A 16,301-nucleotide genomic window follows, 5' to 3' on the forward strand; every position below is an offset into this window, starting at 1 on the left:
GCCCGGGGCCGGGCCCGCCCTCACGGAGGCGGAGGGGGAGGCACGGGCGCCTTCGGCCCGGGCGCACGGACCGCCGACGCGTCGGGGCCGGAGTCGACGCCTGAGTCTGAGCCTGAATCGGAGCCGGAATCGGTCATGGTGAAGGCGCGCTCCCGCCGGGAGCCGGTGGCGAAGGCGACCGACCAGCTGAGCACCGCTCCCAGCCTGCTGCGGAAGCCGGTGAGGAAGGCCAGGTGGATGAAGAGCCAGACCAGCCAGCCGGTGAAGCCGGACAGGTGCAGCGGGCCGGCCTTGACGACGGCCCGGCCACGGGCGATGTAGGCGGCGCTGCCGAGGTCCACGTACCTGAAGGGCTTCGGCTCCTTCGTCCTGCCCTCGACGGCGTGGCGCACTCTGCGGCCCGCGTACGCACCCGACTGCATGGCGACTTCGGCCAGTCCCGGCAGCCCGTTCAGCCCCATCACGTCGCCCGTGACACGGATCTCCGGATGGCCGGGGACGGTGAGGTCGGGTTCCACGAGGATGCGTCCCGCCCGGTCCTGTTCGGCGCCGGTCGCCCGGGCCAGCGCGGCCGCGATCGCAGGCGCCTCGACGCCCGCCGTCCAGAGCACGGTGCGTGCGTCGAACCGGGTCGTCCGGCCGTCACGGTCCTCCACCGTCAGACCGTCCGCGCTCACGCCGGTGACCCTCGTGCCCAGGTGGAGCTCCACTCCGAGATCCTGCAGGGTCCGGGCCGCGCGGTGGGCCAGCCGGGGGCCGAAGGAACCCAGCACCGCGTCGGACCCCTCGAAGAGCAGCACCCGCGCCCTGGCGGAGTCGATCTTCCGGAACTCCCGGTCGAGCGTGTGGCCGGCGATCTCCCTGATCTGTCCAGCGAGTTCGACACCGGTCGGCCCGGCTCCGACGAGCGCGAAGGTGAGCCACTGCTGCCGTTCCCGGTCGTCGGCAGCCGTTTCGGCCATCTCGAACGCCCGGTAGATCCGCCGGCGGATGTCGAGCGCGTCGTCCAGGGTCTTCATGCCGGGTGCGTGCGCGGCGAACTCGTCGTGGCCGAAGTAGGACTGCCGCATGCCCACCGCGACGATCAGATCGTCGTACGGCAGCACGACGGCTCCGCCCCCGGGCCGCCGGGCGTGGACCAGCCGGGCGCCGGCGTCCACGTCGGTGGCCTCGGCGAGCACGCAGCGCACGTTGTGGTGGCGCCGCAGGACCCCGCGGAGCGGCTGTGCGATCTGCCCCTCGGACAGGATCCCCGAGGCGCACTGGTAGAGCAGCGGCTGGAAGAGGTGATGGGCGCGGCGGTCGACCACGGTGACCGCGACCGGAGACTTCCGCAGGGCTCGGGCGGCGAACAGCCCCGCGAACCCTCCGCCGAGGATCACCACCCGGCGGGGCGTGATGTGATCCTGCACCTGGGATCAGCCTCCGGTGGCGAAGCCGGGGAAGAGCGTCATTCCGCCGTCGACGTAGAGGGTGGCGCCGACGACGTAGTCGAGCAGGTCGGACGCCACGGCGACGACGGCATTGGCGATGTCCTCCGGATCGCCCACACGGCGGTACGGGATCAGCCGCAGGAGATCGGCCTCGGCCTCGGGGGTGGACCAGGCGTCGCGGTTGATCGGCGTCCGGATGGCGCCGGGTGCGACCGCGTTGACCCTGATCCGCTGGGGGGCGAGCTCCTGGGCGAGGGTCTGCATCAGCATGGCCACACCGCCCTTGGAGGAGGCGTAGTTCACGTGCCCCGCCCACGGGATGATCTGGTGGACCGAGCTCATGCAGATGATCTTTCCCGCCGAGCGGGAGACCTCCTCCACCACGCCGCGCCGGACGAACTCCTTGGCGGCCTCCCGCGCGCACAGGAACTGGCCGGTCAGATTGACGTCGATGACCTTCTGCCACTGGGCGAGCGTCATCTCCGTCAGGGCCGCGTCCCGCTGGAGGCCCGCGTTGGCCACCATGATGTCGATGGTGCCGAACTCCTCGACCATCCGCGCGACCATGGCGACCACCTGGTCCTCGTCGGACACGTCGGCCTCGTGGGCGTAGGCGCGCACACCGAAGCCCTCGATCCGCCTCACGACCTCCTGTGCCTCGTCCGCACCGGCGACGTAGTTCACCACGACGTCCGCTCCGGCCCGGCCCAGGGCGACGGCGGTCGCCAGGCCGATGCCCGAGTTGGCGCCGGTCACCAACGCCTTCTGGCCCCTGAGGAGCTGCGCGGACGCCGCCCCGCGGCCCTGGTCGGCGTTTGCTGCCACCACGTTCTCTCCTTCTGCCTTTCGGCGGACGCACTCGGGGACCGGACGATGCGCAGGAGGGACGCTGGACAGCGGCCGGCCCGTCGGGACGGCCACGGGAGCCGTCGCGCACCCGGCCCCCAGACAAAAGCACCCTGTGCGGCGGGTGGGAGAGACCGGCACGCAACGCGGCCGTACTTCGTCCGGGCGCGTCACACGGTCGGGCTACGGGTGCCCCGGACCCCGCGCCCGCCCGAGAGGGAGCGCCGGCGGCTGCGGGCGGGTACGGCCGCACGGTCCGCGGACGGCACGGGGGAACCCCGGAAACGCCGAAGCCGCAGGTGCGATCGTTTCTGCACCTGCGGCTCGCAGTGGGGCGGGTGGGACTCGAACCCACGGCCGACGGATTATGAGTCCGCTGCTCTAACCGGCTGAGCTACCGCCCCTTCACGGCGTGGCGCGTACACGTGTGCGCGCCGTCTGCCGCAGCATAGCCGCTCATACGATCTCCTGCCTCGGATGCCTCGCATGATCGGCTTCGCCTGTTCAGAGAGACCGCGCTGAGGGCTGTCCGGTTCCCGGACGGGGCGACAAAGAGAAAAAGAGGACCCCTCGGGGTCCTCTTCTTCTTCCTTGCTCCCCCGGCTGGACTCGAACCAGCAACCCTCCGGTTAACAGCCGAATGCTCTGCCAATTGAGCTACAGGGGACCGCGCTCCCCCGACTGGACTCGAACCAGTAACCTGCCGATTAACAGTCGGCTGCTCTGCCAATTGAGCTACAGGGGATTGCTGCGGTGCATCGAACAGCCCACCTCCGGCCTTGCCGGGGGGCGAGTGCCCGTTGCGAGTCATAGATTAGCGCAAGCAGGGGGGTGCTCCGCCAATCGGTATCGCCAGCAGGCCGGGCACCACACGACGAAGGGTGGCAGGCATGCGTTACAAGGTCACGTTCGTGGTCGGACTGGCCCTCGGGTACGTGCTCGGAACCCGGGCCGGACGCGAGCGCTACGAGCAGCTGCGGAAGTCCGCGCGGCAGATCGCGCAGAACCCCGCGGTGCGCAACGCCGCCGAGACGGCGGGCCAGACCGGGCGCGAGTTCGCCGGGAAGGCCTTCACCGCGGTGAGCCAGAAGGTCGGCGACGCCGTCCCGGACTCGCTCGCCGGGCGGGTGCGCGGACTGCGCGACCGGGTCGGCGGCGGCGGCGCCGACGACGACTGGGGCACCAGCAACACCTAGCCGCACAGGTCCGCGCACCGGGGCCCCCGGGATCCATGAGGTTCCGGGGGCTACGGAGCGGTCGAGTCCGGCCCCGCGTGCGGCAGAATTCACTGCATGGGGATAGTCGCCGGGCTGGACAGCTCTTCCGCCTTCACACGCATCGTCGTCTGTGACACAGAGACCGGCGCCGTGCTGCGCCAGGGGTACGCACCCCATCCACAGCCCACGAGCGAACCCGACGGCGCCAGCCCCCACGAGACCGACCCGCAGGCCTGGCTGCTCTCGCTCGGCGAGGCCGCCGGCGGCGGGCTCCTCGAAGGTGTCCAGGCCATAGGGGTCTCGGCCCAGCAGCACGGCCTGCTGCCGCTGGACCCGCAGGGCGGGCTGGTACGGGCCGCCCTCGTCGGCAACGACAAGCGCGGCCAGGTCGCCGCCGCCGACCTCATCGACGCCTACGGCGGCCGGCACCCCTGGGTCGAGGCGGTGGGCTCGGTCCCGCACGCCGCGCAGCCGGTCACGAAGCTGGCCTGGCTGGCCCGCACCGACCCCGAGGCCGCCCGCCGGATCGCTGTGCTCATGTCCCCGCACGACTGGCTGGTCTGGCAGCTGCTGGGCCGGCCGGCCCGGCGCACCACCGACCGCGGCGGCGCCTCCGGTACCGGGTACTGGTCGGCGGCCACCGGCACCTGGCGCCCCGACCTCGTCGAGCTCGCGCTCGGGCACCGCGCGCTGCTGCCCGAGGTCCTCGGCCCGGCCGACGCCGCCGGGACCACGCCCGAGGGGCTGCTGATATCCGCCGGCACCGGCGAGACCATGGCCGCCGCACTGGGGCTGGGACTGGGTCCCGGCGACGCGGTGGTCTCGCTCGGTGCGTCCGGTTCGGTGATGGCGGTGCACCACGAGGCCGTGTCGGAGCCGGGCGGGCTGGTCACCTCGCTGGCCGACGCCACCGGCATGCACCTGCCCGTGGTGAACACCTCCAATGCCGTACGGGCCCTGCGCGGCACCGCCGAGCTGCTCGGCACCGACCTGGAGGGGCTGTCCGAGCTCGCGCTGAAGTCGACGCCGGGCGCGCACGGCCTCGTGCTCCTGCCGTACCTGGAGGGTGAGCGGACCCCGAACCTGCCGCACGCGGCCGGGACCCTGTCCGGGCTGCGCCGGGACTCGATGAAGCCGGAGCACCTGGCCCGGGCCGCCTTCGAGGGCATGCTGTGCGGGCTGGTGGACGCGCTGGACGTGCTGCGCTCGCGCGGGGTCGAGATCCGCCGGGTGTTCCTGCTGGGCGCGGCGGCGGAGCTGCCCGCCGTGCAGGCGGCCGCGCCGGGGCTGTTCGGTACGCAGGTCGTCGTACCGGCCCCGGCCGACTACGCGGCGCTGGGCGCGGCACGCCAGGCGGCCTGGGCGCTCGGCGTGGCGCAGGGCACCCTGTCCCCGCACACCCCGCCCGTGTGGCCGGGCCCCGCGGCCCAGGTCTTCGAGCCGGGCGACGAGTTCCCGGCGTGGCAGGGGGTGCGCCAGCAGTACATCGCGACGCGGGAGCAGATCCACCCCGGGGCGTTCTAGGACCCGTCCCGGCTCTGTTCGGGTGGCGGTTCAGGCCAGCTGGGCCGCCACGTGCTTGACCACCGCGTCGAACTCCGCGGTCGGCGAGAAGTCGATGAACTCGGCGTCCTCGGCGGCCTCGGGGGCGTGGCCCGGGGCCCAGTAGAAGGCTTCGCCGGCCGAGTAGAGCGCGTCCCCGTCCCTCGTGTGCAGCTTGATCCTGCCCTTGAGCACGTAGCCCCAGTGCGGGCACGTGCACAGGTCGTCCGGCAGCCCCTTGAACGCCGGGCTCATGTCCACACCCTGGTCGAACCGCACGAACGCGACGGTGAAGCCCCCGCCGATCTCGTGCGTGCGCAGTTCGACTCCGTCGGCGTCGAAGGCGACGGGTGTCTGCTCCCGTGTCGTGGCCGTCATGACTCCTCCACGGTTGATCTGCTCCGGCGGTCCGGAGTTTCCCCCTGGCCCCCGTCCTCCCTCCAGTCTCCGCCTCCCGGCCCCTCCCGGCCCCGCCGGCCGGCGACCTGGGTCCGGGGCCGTCGGTCTCTTCCTTTTGACCGGCCTTTGCGAAATCCGGTGGGGATCGGTGGGCCGGTTGGCCGAAGATGGGTTGAACCCCTCGATCATGCCGACCGGAGCCTGCGCGTGCTCATACGACTTCTGCGGACCCATCTGGGGACGTACCGGAAACCGATCGCCGTGCTGGTCCTGCTGCAGCTGCTGCAGACCAGCGCGAGCCTCTACCTGCCCACCCTCAACGCCGACATCATTGACAACGGTGTCGTCAACGGTGACACCGGCTACATCCTGCGCTTCGGCGCGCTGATGCTCGGTGTGTCCCTCATCCAGCTGATCTGCAACGTCGGAGCCGTCTACTACGGCGCCCGCACGGCCGCGGCCTTCGGCCGGGACCTGCGCGCCGCGATCTTCGACCGCGTGCAGAGCTTCTCGGCGCGGGAGCTCGGCCAGTTCGGCGCCCCGTCGCTGATCACCCGTACGACGAACGACGTCCAGCAGGTCCAGATGCTGGTGCTGATGACCTTCACCCTGATGGTCTCGGCCCCGATCATGTGCGTCGGCGGCATCGCCATGGCGCTCTCGCTCGACGTGAAGCTGTCGGGCGTCCTGCTGGCCGTGGTCCCCGTGCTCGGGATCTCGGTCGGCGCCATCGTGTTCAGGACGCGGCCGCTGTTCCGCCAGATGCAGACGCGCCTGGACACCGTGAACCGGGTCCTGCGCGAGCAGATCACCGGCAACCGGGTGATCCGCGCCTTCGTCCGCGACGACTACGAGAAGGACCGCTTCCGCGAGGCCAACGCCGACCTGACCGGCATCTCGCTGGCCGCCGGCAAACTGCTGGCGTACATGTTCCCCACGGTCATCGTGGTCGTGAACATCTCCAGCGTCGCCGTGATCTGGTTCGGCGCGATGCGCGTCGACAGCGGCGGCATGGAGATCGGCCAGCTGACGGCCTTCCTCGCCTACCTGATGCAGATCGTGATGGCCGTGATGATGGCCACCTTCATGTTCATGATGGTGCCGCGCGCCGAGGTCTGCGGCGAGCGCATCCAGGAGGTCCTGGACACCGAGTCCAGCGTGGTCCCGCCCAAGGACCCGGTGCTCGAACTCGCCCGCCGCGGGCGCCTGGAGCTGCGCGGCGCCGACTTCCGCTACCCGGGCGCCGAGGCGCCGGTGCTGCGCGGGGTGGACCTGGTGGCCCGCCCCGGCGAGACCACGGCCGTGATCGGCTCCACCGGAAGCGGCAAGTCCACGCTGCTGGGCCTGGTCCCGCGACTGTTCGACGCGACCGGCGGCGAGGTCCTCGTCGACGGGGAGGACGTCCGCGCCCTGGACCCGGAGCTGCTGGCCAGAACGGTGGGCATGGTGCCGCAGAAGCCGTACCTGTTCTCCGGAACGATCGCCTCCAACCTGCGCTACGGGCGCCCGGAGGCGAGCGACGAAGAGCTCTGGCAGGCGCTGGAGGTGGCCCAGGCCAAGGAGTTCGTCTCCGCGCTGGAGGGTGGCCTCGACGCCCCCGTCACCCAGGGCGGGACCAATGTCTCCGGCGGCCAGCGCCAGCGTCTGGCCATCGCCCGCACGCTCGTGCAGCGCCCGGAGATCTACCTCTTCGACGACTCCTTCTCGGCCCTGGACTACGCGACGGACGCGGCGCTGCGCGCGGCGCTCTCCCGCGAGACCGAGGACGCGACCGTGGTCATCGTGGCCCAGCGGGTCTCCACGATCCGCGACGCCGACCGGATCATCGTCCTGGACGAGGGTCAGGTCGTGGGCGAGGGTCGCCACCACGAGCTGATGGCCGGCAACGAGACCTACCGGGAGATCGTGCTCTCCCAGCTGACGGAGGCGGAGGCCGCATGAGCGGGCCCGGAGGACGGATGATGATGGGGCCGGCCCAGCGGTCCATGGACTTCAAGGGTTCGAGCAAGCGGCTGCTGCGTCAGCTCGCCCATGACCGGGCCAAGATCTGGGGCATGGTCGCGGCCGTCGTCGGCAGCGTCGGCTGCGCGGTGGTGGGCCCCAAGATCCTCGGCGAGGCCACCGACCTGGTGTTCGCGGGGATCGTCGGCCGGGAGATGCCGGCCGGGACCACCAAGCAGCAGGCGCTGGACGGGCTGCGGGCCAAGGGCCAGGACGGCATGGCGGACATGCTCGCCGGTACCGACTTCACCCCGGGCCAGGGCATCGACTTCGGCGCCGTCGGCGTCGTGGCGATCTGGGCGCTGGTGGTCTTCACCCTGGCCGGCCTGCTGATGCTGGTCGCCACGCGGCTGTCGAACCACGTCATGAACGGCACCGTCTACCGGATGCGCGAGGAGCTCCAGGCGAAGCTGTCGCGGCTGCCGCTGTCGTACTTCGACCAGCAGAAGCGCGGCGAGGTGCTGAGCCGGGCCACGAACGACATCGACAACATCGGGCAGACGCTCCAGCAGACGATGGGGCAGCTGCTGAACTCGCTGCTGACCATCGTCGGCGTGCTCGTGATGATGTTCTGGATCTCGCCACTGCTGGCGCTGGTCGCGCTGGCGACCGTACCGCTGTCGATCTACGTCGCGGCGAAGATCGGCAAGAAGTCGCAGCCGCAGTTCGTGGCGCAGTGGAAGACGACCGGCGCGCTCAATGCCCACATCGAGGAGATGTACTCGGGGCACAACCTGGTCAAGGTCTTCGGCCGGCAGAAGGAGTCCGCGGCCGTCTTCGCCGAGCAGAACGAGGCGCTGTACCGGGCCTCGTTCAAGGCGCAGCTGGTCAGCGGCATCATGCAGCCGGTGATGTTCTTCATCTCGAACATCAACTACGTGCTGATAGCCGTCGTCGGCGGGCTCCGGGTCGCCTCCGGCACCCTGTCGATCGGTGACGTGCAGGCCTTCATCCAGTACTCGCGGCAGTTCTCGATGCCGCTGACTCAGGTCGCCTCGATGGCGAACCTCGTGCAGTCCGGTGTCGCCTCGGCGGAGCGGGTCTACGAGCTGCTGGACGCGCCGGAGCAGGAGTCGGACGCCGAGGTTCCGGAGCGTCCCGAGGAGCTGCGCGGTCAGGTCACCTTCGACAAGGTGGCCTTCCGCTACGAGCCGGACAGGCCGCTGATCGACAACCTCTCGCTCACGGTCGAGCCGGGCCACACGGTCGCGATCGTCGGCCCCACCGGCGCCGGCAAGACCACGCTGGTCAATCTGCTGATGCGGTTCTACGAGGTCACGGGCGGCGAGATCGCCCTCGACGGGGTGGACATCGCGAAGATGACCCGCGAGGAACTGCGCGGCGGCATAGGCATGGTGCTCCAGGACACCTGGCTGTTCGGCGGCACCATCGCGGAGAACATCGCCTACGGTGCTTCGCGCGAGGTCACGCGGGCCGAGATCGAGGCGGCGGCGCGGGCCGCCCACGCGGACCGGTTCATCCGCACCCTGCCGGACGGCTACGACACCGTCCTGGACGACGAGGGCGCGGGGGTCAGCGCGGGCGAGAAGCAGCTGATCACCATTGCCCGGGCGTTCCTGTCGGACCCGGTGATCCTGGTGCTCGACGAGGCGACGAGCTCGGTGGACACCCGTACCGAGGTGCTGATCCAGAAGGCGATGGCCCGGCTCGCCCGTGGCCGTACGTCCTTCGTGATCGCGCACCGGCTCTCCACGATCCGCGACGCGGACGTGATCCTGGTGATGGAGAGCGGCTCGATCGTGGAGCAGGGCACGCACGAGGAGCTGCTGGAGTCGGACGGCGCGTACGCGCGGCTGTACGCGGCGCAGTTCGCGCAGGCGGTGGCCGAGGTCGACTAGGTCGTCGCGGTCGTCGTAGGGCTCAAGGGGCCGAAGGGGCACCCGTGTACGGGACGTACGCGGGTGCCCCTTCGGCCTTCGGGGTCCGCGGCGCGACGGCGTGGCTAGCATGGCGGCATGGCATCGGACGTGGTGATCCGCCCGGCTCGGGCGGAGGATGAACGCGAGATAGTGGAGCTGCTCCGCTCGGTGTGGTCGCGGGTGAGCGAACCCGGCCCCGAACGCCCGGCCGGCGCGGGCGTCTTCGACGAGCGGCATCCCGTGGAGAGCTACCTGGTCGCGGTGAGCGGACGGAGGATCGTCGGGTACATCGCCCAGGCCCCGGCCAGCCCCCTGGAGACCAACCGGCACGTCCGACACATCCAGGGACTGGCCGTCCTCGAATCCGCCCGCGGCAGCGGAGTCGGACAGGCCCTCGTCGAGGCTGCCTGCGCCGCCGCCCGGGCCGGTGGCGCCCGCCGGATGGCCCTGCGCGTGCTCGGCCACAACGAGCCGGCGCAGCAGCTCTACCGGCGGTGCGGCTTCGCGGTGGTCGGTGTCCTGCCCGAGGAGTTCCTGCTGGACGGGGCCTATGTCGACGACGTCTGGATGAGCCGGCCCCTGTCCGATGCCGACGCGCCCGCGCACCGGTAGCCACCGGGGCAGAACGGGGCCGGGCCGGACAGCGGAGCGGGGGCGCCTGGCGGGGCGCCCCCTTTTCCCGTTGGTCCGTCAGTCCAGGTAGCCGCGGAGCTGGTCGGCGAAGGCGTGGTCGCGCAGCTTGTTGAGGGTCTTGGACTCGATCTGGCGGATCCGCTCGCGGGTCACGCCGAAGATCCGGCCGATCTCCTCCAGGGTGCGGGGCCGCCCGTCGGCGAGGCCGTACCGCAGCTGGACGACCTTGCGCTCGCGCTCGCCGAGGGTCGACAGGACGGCTTCCAGGTGCTCACGCAGCAGGAAGAACGCGGCCGACTCCACGGGCGAGGCGGCGTCCCCGTCCTCGATGAGGTCGCCGAGCGCGACATCGTCCTCCTCGCCCACCGGGGCGTGCAGGGAGACCGGCTCCTGGGCGAGGCGGAGCACCTCCAGGACCCGCTCGGGGGTCAGCTCCAGGTGGACCGCCACTTCTTCGGCGGTGGGTTCGTACCCGCGCTCCTGCAGCATGCGGCGCTGCACGCGGACGACGCGGTTGATCAGCTCGACGACGTGGACGGGCACGCGGATCGTCCGTGCCTGGTCGGCGAGGGCCCGGGACATCGCCTGCCTGATCCACCAGGTGGCGTAGGTGGAGAACTTGTACCCGCGGGCGTAGTCGAACTTCTCGACCGCCCGGATCAGCCCGAGGTTGCCCTCCTGCACGAGGTCGAGCATGGTCAGCCCGCGGCCCACGTACCGCTTCGCGACGGAGACGACCAGCCGCAGGTTCGACTCGATGAGACGGCGCTTGGCCATCCGCCCCATGACGACCAGCTTGTCGAGGTCGAGGGCGAGCTGGGAGTCGAGGTCGGGGGTGGAGCCGAGCTTCTCCTCGGCGAACAGGCCGGCTTCGACGCGTCGCGCGAGGTCCACCTCCTCGGCGGCGGTGAGCAGCGGGATCCTGCCTATCTCGCGGAGGTACTGCCGGAACAGGTCGGCGGACGGACCCGCTCCGCCTCCGCTGTCGCTGCTGCTGCGCCTGCGCTGCACGGGCACCGGCTCGATCAGCTCCAGTACCTCGGGCTCTTCGTCCACGGCCTTGGCCTCCGAGGACTCGCTCGCGTTCACGGTCAGGGTCCGGGTCTGCACGGGGGCGACCTCCAGGGCTCCGAGGACGGGGGCTCCGCGCTCAGTGTGGGGTACGACACATCGCGTCCACGAGGGGCGTGCGAGCACTTTCTGAGTCCGGTGCGTGACCGATGGTTACCCCCCGGCGGGAACCCCGATGCGGATCGGACGCATGTCCGAGATGATCGACTCCATGTCGGAGTACGAAACCCATGTGACGGTGCGCTGCGCGGATGCGGCGGAGCTGGCACGCCTCGATATCTGGGCCGGGGCGCGGGAGTTGAAGGTGACCCACATCCTGCTGGCCCGGGGCCGGATGGTGTCCCAGCCCATGCTGACCCTTCCGGACCGGACGGGCCACGAGCACCTCGTGCCGCGGCTGCGGGCGGCCGGCTTCGACCCGGTCCGGGTCAAGGTGGAGACGGTCCCGTGGACCACGGACTCCCCCGGCCCGGGCGGCGGTTACTTCGAGCACCACCTGAAGCTCCTCGTCCCGGCGGACTTCGACCGCCCGGCCCTGGAGGCCCTGGTCGTCCCGCACGGGGCCCACCTGTCCTGGAACGCCCGCCGGGTGCTGGCCGGGGGCGCACACGAACGCTTCGTGACGCAGAGGTGGCGCGGCACGGCGGCGGGAGCGGGGGCGGCCTGCGACGCGCTGATCGCCGCGCTGGGCTCGGCCGGGTACGAAATCCGTTCGGAGGAGCGGGAGTTCGTGCTGTACGACAGTGACCTGTCGGTGGACGACGGGTGGATCGACGAAGGGGTGAGGGCATGACCGGGACGAGCGCGCAGGACGCGGCCAGGGAGGACTGGAGGAGGCGCCAGCGCGAACTGCCGCGCACCTCCACGGCCGGCCTGGACCGCGCCGAACCCGACGTCCGGGTCTTCGACCCGGCGCTCAAGCACTTCGCGTACGGCTACCGGATCACGGACGCCGCCGTTGACGAGGCGCTGCGCCCCGCCTGGCGGGCCGCGCGCCGGACCGCGCTGGACGTGGTGGCGCAGGGCGTGGCCCGCTCGGGCTGGGCGGACTCGCTGGTGCTGCGCGGCAGCATGCTCATGGCGGGCTGGTTCGGGGCGACGGCCCGGGAACCGCACGACCTGGACTTCGTGGTGGTCCCGCAGGAGTGGGGGATCGAGGAGCCGCGTACGGGGCAGCTGCTGGCGGCCGTCGCGGAGGCGGCCGAGCGGGCCGCCGCCGAGGGGGGCGAGCTGGTGATCGCGGCCGACGCGGCGGTGTCCGAGGACATCTGGACGTACGAGCGCGTCCCCGGGCGCCGTCTGGTCCTGCCCTGGTCGGCCCCGGGGCTGCCCGGGGGCCAGGTCCAGCTGGACTTCGTCTTCAACGAGCGGCTTCCGGCGCCGCCGGAGCCGGCCGATGTCGCGGGGGTGCGGCTGAAGGCGGCCACGCCGGAGCTCTCGCTGGCGTGGAAGCTGATCTGGCTGGCCAGTGACATGTACCCGCAGGGAAAGGACCTCTACGACGCGGTCCTGCTCGCCGAGCGCTGCACGGCTCCGTACGAGCTGGTCCACACGGTCTTCCTGGAGTCCGGGGAGTACTTCCCGCGGAATGCGACCTCGGACACCCCGCTGACCCTGGAGGCCTTCTCCGAGGTCAGATGGGCCGACTGGGACACCTTCCGGGCGGACTACCCGGGGGTCCCGGGCTCGGCCGAGTCCTACGCCGAGCGGCTGCTGGCCGCGCTGGCGCCGACCTTCGCGGGGCGGGCCGGCTGAGGCTCAGGCCGGCTCGACGCGGACCGCGCAGACCTTGAACTCCGGCATCCGTGACACCGGGTCGAGCGCCGGATTGGTCAGGGAGTTGGCCCGGCCCTCGCCCGGCCAGTGGAACGGCATGAAGACGGTGTCCGCCCGGATGGTGTCCGTGATGCGGGCCGGGGCCACCGCGCGGCCGCGGCGGGAGGTCACCGCGAGCGGGCTGCCGTCGACCGCGCCGATCCTGGCGGCCAGCCGCGGGTGGAGTTCCACGAAGGGGCCGGGGGCGGCCGCGTTGAGCTCGTCCACCCGGCGGGTCTGGGCGCCGGACTGGTACTGGGCGACCACCCGGCCGGTGGTGAGCAGCAGCGGGTACTCCGCGTCCGGGACCTCGGCGGCGTCGCGGTGGGAGACGGGGACGAAACGGGCCCGGCCGTCGTCGGTGGCGAAGCGGTCCAGGAAGAGGCGCTCGGTCCCGGGGGAACCTTCGGGGCCGGGAGACCCTTCGGGGCCGGGAGACCCTTCGGGGCCGGCGGGGCCTTCGGGGCAGGGCCAGAAGACGCCCTGCTCGGCCTCGATGCGGGCGTAGGTGATGCCCGAGTAGTCCGCCGGGCCACCGGCCGAGGCGCGGCGCAGCTCCTCGAAGACCTCCTCGGGCTCGGTGGGGAAGCCCTTCTCGACGCCGAGGCGGGCGGCGAGTCCGTGGAGGACGTCGAGGTCGCTGCGGACACCGGCCGGCGGGGTCAGGGCGCGGCGCCGGAGCAGGACGCGGCCCTCCAGGTTGGTGGTGGTGCCGGTTTCCTCCGCCCACTGGGTGACCGGGAGGACCACGTCCGCGAGGGCCGCCGTCTCGGAGAGGACCACGTCCGCCACCGCGAGGAAGTCCAGGGAGCGGATGCGGTCCTCGATGTGGGCGGCGCGGGGGGCCGAGACCACCGGGTTCGAGCCCATCAGGAGCAGGGCCTTCACGTCCGTGCCGAGGGCGTCGAGGAGTTCGTAGGCGCTGCGCCCCGGGCCGGGGAGGCTGTCGGGGTCGATGCCCCAGACCCCGGCCACGTGGGCGCGGGCCGCCGGGTCGGTGAGCTTGCGGTAGCCGGGGAGCTGGTCGGCCTTCTGGCCGTGCTCGCGGCCGCCCTGGCCGTTGCCCTGCCCGGTGAGGCAGCCGTAGCCGGAGAGCGGGCGGCCGGCGCGGCCGGTGGCCAGGCACAGGTTGATCCAGGCGCCGACGGTGTCGGTGCCCTTGGACTGCTGCTCGGGGCCCCGGGCGGTGAGGACCATGGCGGATTCCGGGGCGCAGAACATGGCCACGGCCTCGCGGAGCCTGGGGACGGGCACCCCGGTGATGCGTTCCACCAGTTCCGGCCAGTGGGCCATCGCGGCGGCCCGTGCCTCCTCCCAGCCGGTGGTGCGGGCGGCGATGAACTCCTCGTCCGTGCGGCCTTCCGCGACCACCAGGTGCAGCAGGCCGAGGGCGAGCGCGAGGTCGGTGCCGGGGCGCGGGGCGAGGTGCAGGTCGGCCTGTTCGGCGGTGCGGGTGCGGCGCGGGTCGATGACGATCAGCGTGCCGCCGTTCGCCTTGAGCTCGGTGAGGTAGCGCAGGGCGGGCGGCATGGTCTCGGCCAGGTTCGAGCCGACGAGGATCACGCAGCCGGTGCGGGGGATGTCCTCCAGCGGGAAGGGCAGTCCGCGGTCGAGCCCGAAGGCGCGCTGGTGGGCGGCGGCGGCCGAGGACATGCAGAAACGGCCGTTGTAGTCGATCTGCGAGGTGCGCAGGGCGACGCGGGCGAACTTGCCGAGCGCGTAGGCCTTCTCGTTGGTGAGCCCGCCGCCGCCGAAGACCCCGACGGCGTCGGGCCCGTACGAGCGGCCCGTGCGGGCGAGCCCCTCGGCGACGGCGTCGAGGGCCTCCTCCCAGGTGGCCGGCTCCAGCCGCCCGGCGTGGGTGCGGACGAGCGGCTGGGTGAGGCGCACCCGGGAGGAGAGCACGGCTGGCGCGGTGCGGCCCTTGCCGCACAGCGCGCCCCGGTTGACGGGAAAGTCGGCCCGCTCCTCCACTGCCACGGAGGCGCCGCCCGGTTCGGGGCGGAGCCTCATCCCGCACTGCAGGGCGCAGTACGGGCAGTGCGTGTCGGTGGCGGAGTCGGAGGTGCGCATGGCCCCAGCGTGCGCCGCCGGTGTTACGCGGGCCGCCGCCCCGCGTTACGGCCCGGGGTGCTCCGCCTCAGCGCGCCCCGTCGCCGCCGGTGAGGGCGGCGTCGACGGAGGCGGTGACCGGCACCGCGACGGGCGCGGTGAGGGCCTCGGTGAGGGCCGCGGTGAGGGGCGGCCGCAGCTCGGGCCGGTCGAGGACCTCCACGAACATGATCCGTCCGTGGACGACGTCGAGGATCAGGTACCCGCGGTCCGGGAGGAGCGGCACGTTGCGGTGGCCCGGACCGAAGGGAGTCCCCGGCGGGTGGGGTTCGGTGCGGAAGCTCTGGCAGAAGTCGTCGCCGCAGCCGCAGTCCGCGACGATGCGGAGATCGTGGGCGCAGATGGCGAGTTCACGTTCGCCCTCCTCCTCCAGCAGCCGCACGAGTTCGGCCGCCAGAACGGGGAGGACGTCACGTACGAGGGGCGCTGCGTCGTCCTGTTCCACGGGGTTTTCCTGTTCCACAGGCCGGACCGTAACGCGGCGCCCCGTCGGCGGCACGCGACTATCGGGCCGCCCCGCGCCGGGCACCGGGCGGGGATCACTGGCCGGTCAGGTACTTCACCGTCAGGCCCGCGGTCCAGCCGCCGTCGACCGCCAGCTCGGCGCCCGTCATGTAGCCGGCGGCGTCGGAGAGCAGGAAGGCGATCGCGGCCGCGATCTCCTCGGGGGCGCCGACGCGGCCCAGCGGGGTGCCCGGATAGTTGCCCTCGCCCGGCTGAATGCCGATCGGGGCGGTCATCGGGGTCAGGGTCATGCCGGGGTGGACGGAGTTGACGCGGATCCTCGCCTCGGCGAGCTCCACCGCGCCGATCTTCGACAGGCCGCGCACGCCCCACTTGGAGGCCCCGTACCCGGCGGTGAGCGCGAGGCCGGTCAGGCCGGCGGCGGAGGAGATGTTGACGATGGACCCGCCACCGTTCGCGCGCAGCAGCGGGATCGCGGCCTTGATGCCGATGAACACGCCGACCAGGTTGATCTCGACGACCCGGCGGAAGTGCTCGACGCTCTCGTGCTCGAGGAACTGGCCGGTGGATATGCCCGCGTTGTTCACCAGGCCGTCGATCCGGCCGAACTCGGCGACCGCGTGGTCCAGGGCCGCCTGCCAGTCCGCCTCGCTGGTGACGTCGTGCCGTACGAAGCGCGCCGCGTCCCCGAGCTTCACGGCCGTCTCGGCGCCTTCCGCCTCCAGCACGTCGGTGATCAGTACCCGGCCCCCGCCGTCCACGACGGCCTGCGCGGCCGCGGCGCCCAGGCCGCGGGCTCCCCCGGTGATGACGACGACCTTGCCGCTCAGATCAGCAACAGCCACGGTTCCGCACCCCTGACGCTCTCGTACCGACTGACCGGCATA

The 16,301-nt window shown here is 72.1% G+C and carries 14 protein-coding genes and 3 tRNA genes; 7 read left to right on the forward strand and 10 right to left on the reverse strand.

Annotated features, from left to right (window positions below; genetic code table 11):
• Positions 1-20: 20 nt before the first annotated feature.
• The 5 genes from OG753_RS15380 to OG753_RS15400 form a co-directional block, all read right to left on the reverse strand.
• Positions 21-1,412: an NAD(P)/FAD-dependent oxidoreductase gene (locus OG753_RS15380; protein ID WP_327262361.1), complete on the reverse strand. Its 1,392-nt coding sequence runs from the start codon at positions 1,410-1,412 to the stop codon at positions 21-23.
• A gap of 6 nt (positions 1,413-1,418) precedes the next feature.
• Complete coding sequence (locus OG753_RS15385) at positions 1,419-2,258, reverse strand: SDR family oxidoreductase (protein WP_327266768.1); 840 nt, start codon at positions 2,256-2,258, stop codon at positions 1,419-1,421.
• A gap of 351 nt (positions 2,259-2,609) precedes the next feature.
• A tRNA-Ile gene (locus OG753_RS15390) sits at positions 2,610-2,683 on the reverse strand.
• Positions 2,684-2,873: 190 nt separating this feature from the next.
• Positions 2,874-2,946, reverse strand: a tRNA-Asn gene (locus OG753_RS15395).
• Between the two features lie 5 nt (positions 2,947-2,951).
• A tRNA-Asn gene (locus tag OG753_RS15400) sits at positions 2,952-3,024 on the reverse strand.
• 145 nt (positions 3,025-3,169) lie between these two features.
• On the opposite strand from OG753_RS15400, the gene OG753_RS15405 reads away from it, so the two are divergent.
• Positions 3,170-3,475 carry a YtxH domain-containing protein gene (locus OG753_RS15405; protein WP_327262362.1) on the forward strand — a complete coding sequence of 102 codons (306 nt, stop codon included), beginning with the start codon at positions 3,170-3,172 and terminating at the stop codon, positions 3,473-3,475.
• A 96-nt stretch (positions 3,476-3,571) separates the two neighbouring features.
• On the forward strand, positions 3,572-5,020 hold the full coding sequence (locus OG753_RS15410) for an FGGY family carbohydrate kinase (RefSeq protein WP_327262363.1): 1,449 nt from the start codon (positions 3,572-3,574) through the stop codon (positions 5,018-5,020).
• Between the two features lie 30 nt (positions 5,021-5,050).
• Here OG753_RS15410 and OG753_RS15415 read toward each other — a convergent pair whose 3' ends face one another.
• Positions 5,051-5,416 carry a hypothetical protein gene (locus OG753_RS15415; protein ID WP_405788796.1) on the reverse strand — a complete coding sequence of 122 codons (366 nt, stop codon included), beginning with the start codon at positions 5,414-5,416 and terminating at the stop codon, positions 5,051-5,053.
• Between the two features lie 228 nt (positions 5,417-5,644).
• On the opposite strand from OG753_RS15415, the gene OG753_RS15420 reads away from it, so the two are divergent.
• From OG753_RS15420 to OG753_RS15430, 3 genes are all read left to right on the forward strand, one after another.
• Positions 5,645-7,378: an ABC transporter ATP-binding protein gene (locus OG753_RS15420; RefSeq protein WP_327262365.1), complete on the forward strand. Its 1,734-nt coding sequence runs from the start codon at positions 5,645-5,647 to the stop codon at positions 7,376-7,378.
• Entirely contained in the window at positions 7,375-9,297 is a 1,923-nt protein-coding gene (locus OG753_RS15425; protein ID WP_405788797.1) for an ABC transporter ATP-binding protein, read from the forward strand. Before OG753_RS15420 ends, OG753_RS15425 begins: the two co-directional genes overlap by 4 nt.
• Positions 9,298-9,414: 117 nt before the next feature.
• Complete coding sequence (locus tag OG753_RS15430; RefSeq protein ID WP_327262367.1) at positions 9,415-9,930, forward strand: GNAT family N-acetyltransferase; 516 nt, start codon at positions 9,415-9,417, stop codon at positions 9,928-9,930.
• Positions 9,931-10,008: 78 nt separating this feature from the next.
• Here the strand turns inward: OG753_RS15430 and OG753_RS15435 are convergent, their stop codons facing one another.
• Positions 10,009-11,046, reverse strand: a complete 1,038-nt coding sequence (locus tag OG753_RS15435; protein WP_327266769.1) for an RNA polymerase sigma factor — start codon at positions 11,044-11,046, stop codon at positions 10,009-10,011.
• A gap of 166 nt (positions 11,047-11,212) precedes the next feature.
• On the opposite strand from OG753_RS15435, the gene OG753_RS15440 reads away from it, so the two are divergent.
• The gene (locus OG753_RS15440) at positions 11,213-11,815 is read left to right on the forward strand and encodes a hypothetical protein (RefSeq protein ID WP_405788799.1); all 603 of its coding nucleotides are present in this window, start codon (positions 11,213-11,215) and stop codon (positions 11,813-11,815) included.
• On the forward strand, positions 11,812-12,777 hold the full coding sequence (locus tag OG753_RS15445; protein WP_405788800.1) for a nucleotidyl transferase AbiEii/AbiGii toxin family protein: 966 nt from the start codon (positions 11,812-11,814) through the stop codon (positions 12,775-12,777). Before OG753_RS15440 ends, OG753_RS15445 begins: the two co-directional genes overlap by 4 nt.
• Before the next feature lie 3 nt (positions 12,778-12,780).
• On the opposite strand, the gene OG753_RS15450 is transcribed toward OG753_RS15445, so the two are convergent.
• From OG753_RS15450 to OG753_RS15460, 3 genes are all read right to left on the reverse strand, one after another.
• Positions 12,781-14,910, reverse strand: a complete 2,130-nt coding sequence (locus OG753_RS15450) for a molybdopterin oxidoreductase family protein (protein ID WP_405788801.1) — start codon at positions 14,908-14,910, stop codon at positions 12,781-12,783.
• Between the two features lie 67 nt (positions 14,911-14,977).
• Positions 14,978-15,394, reverse strand: coding sequence for a hypothetical protein (locus tag OG753_RS15455; protein ID WP_405788802.1), 417 nt, complete (start codon positions 15,392-15,394; stop codon positions 14,978-14,980).
• A gap of 94 nt (positions 15,395-15,488) precedes the next feature.
• Complete coding sequence (locus OG753_RS15460) at positions 15,489-16,259, reverse strand: glucose 1-dehydrogenase (RefSeq protein ID WP_405788803.1); 771 nt, start codon at positions 16,257-16,259, stop codon at positions 15,489-15,491.
• Between the last annotated feature and the right edge of the window lie 42 nt (positions 16,260-16,301).

Source organism: Streptomyces sp. NBC_00029, from assembly GCF_045160505.1.
Lineage (GTDB): Bacteria > Actinomycetota > Actinomycetes > Streptomycetales > Streptomycetaceae > Streptomyces.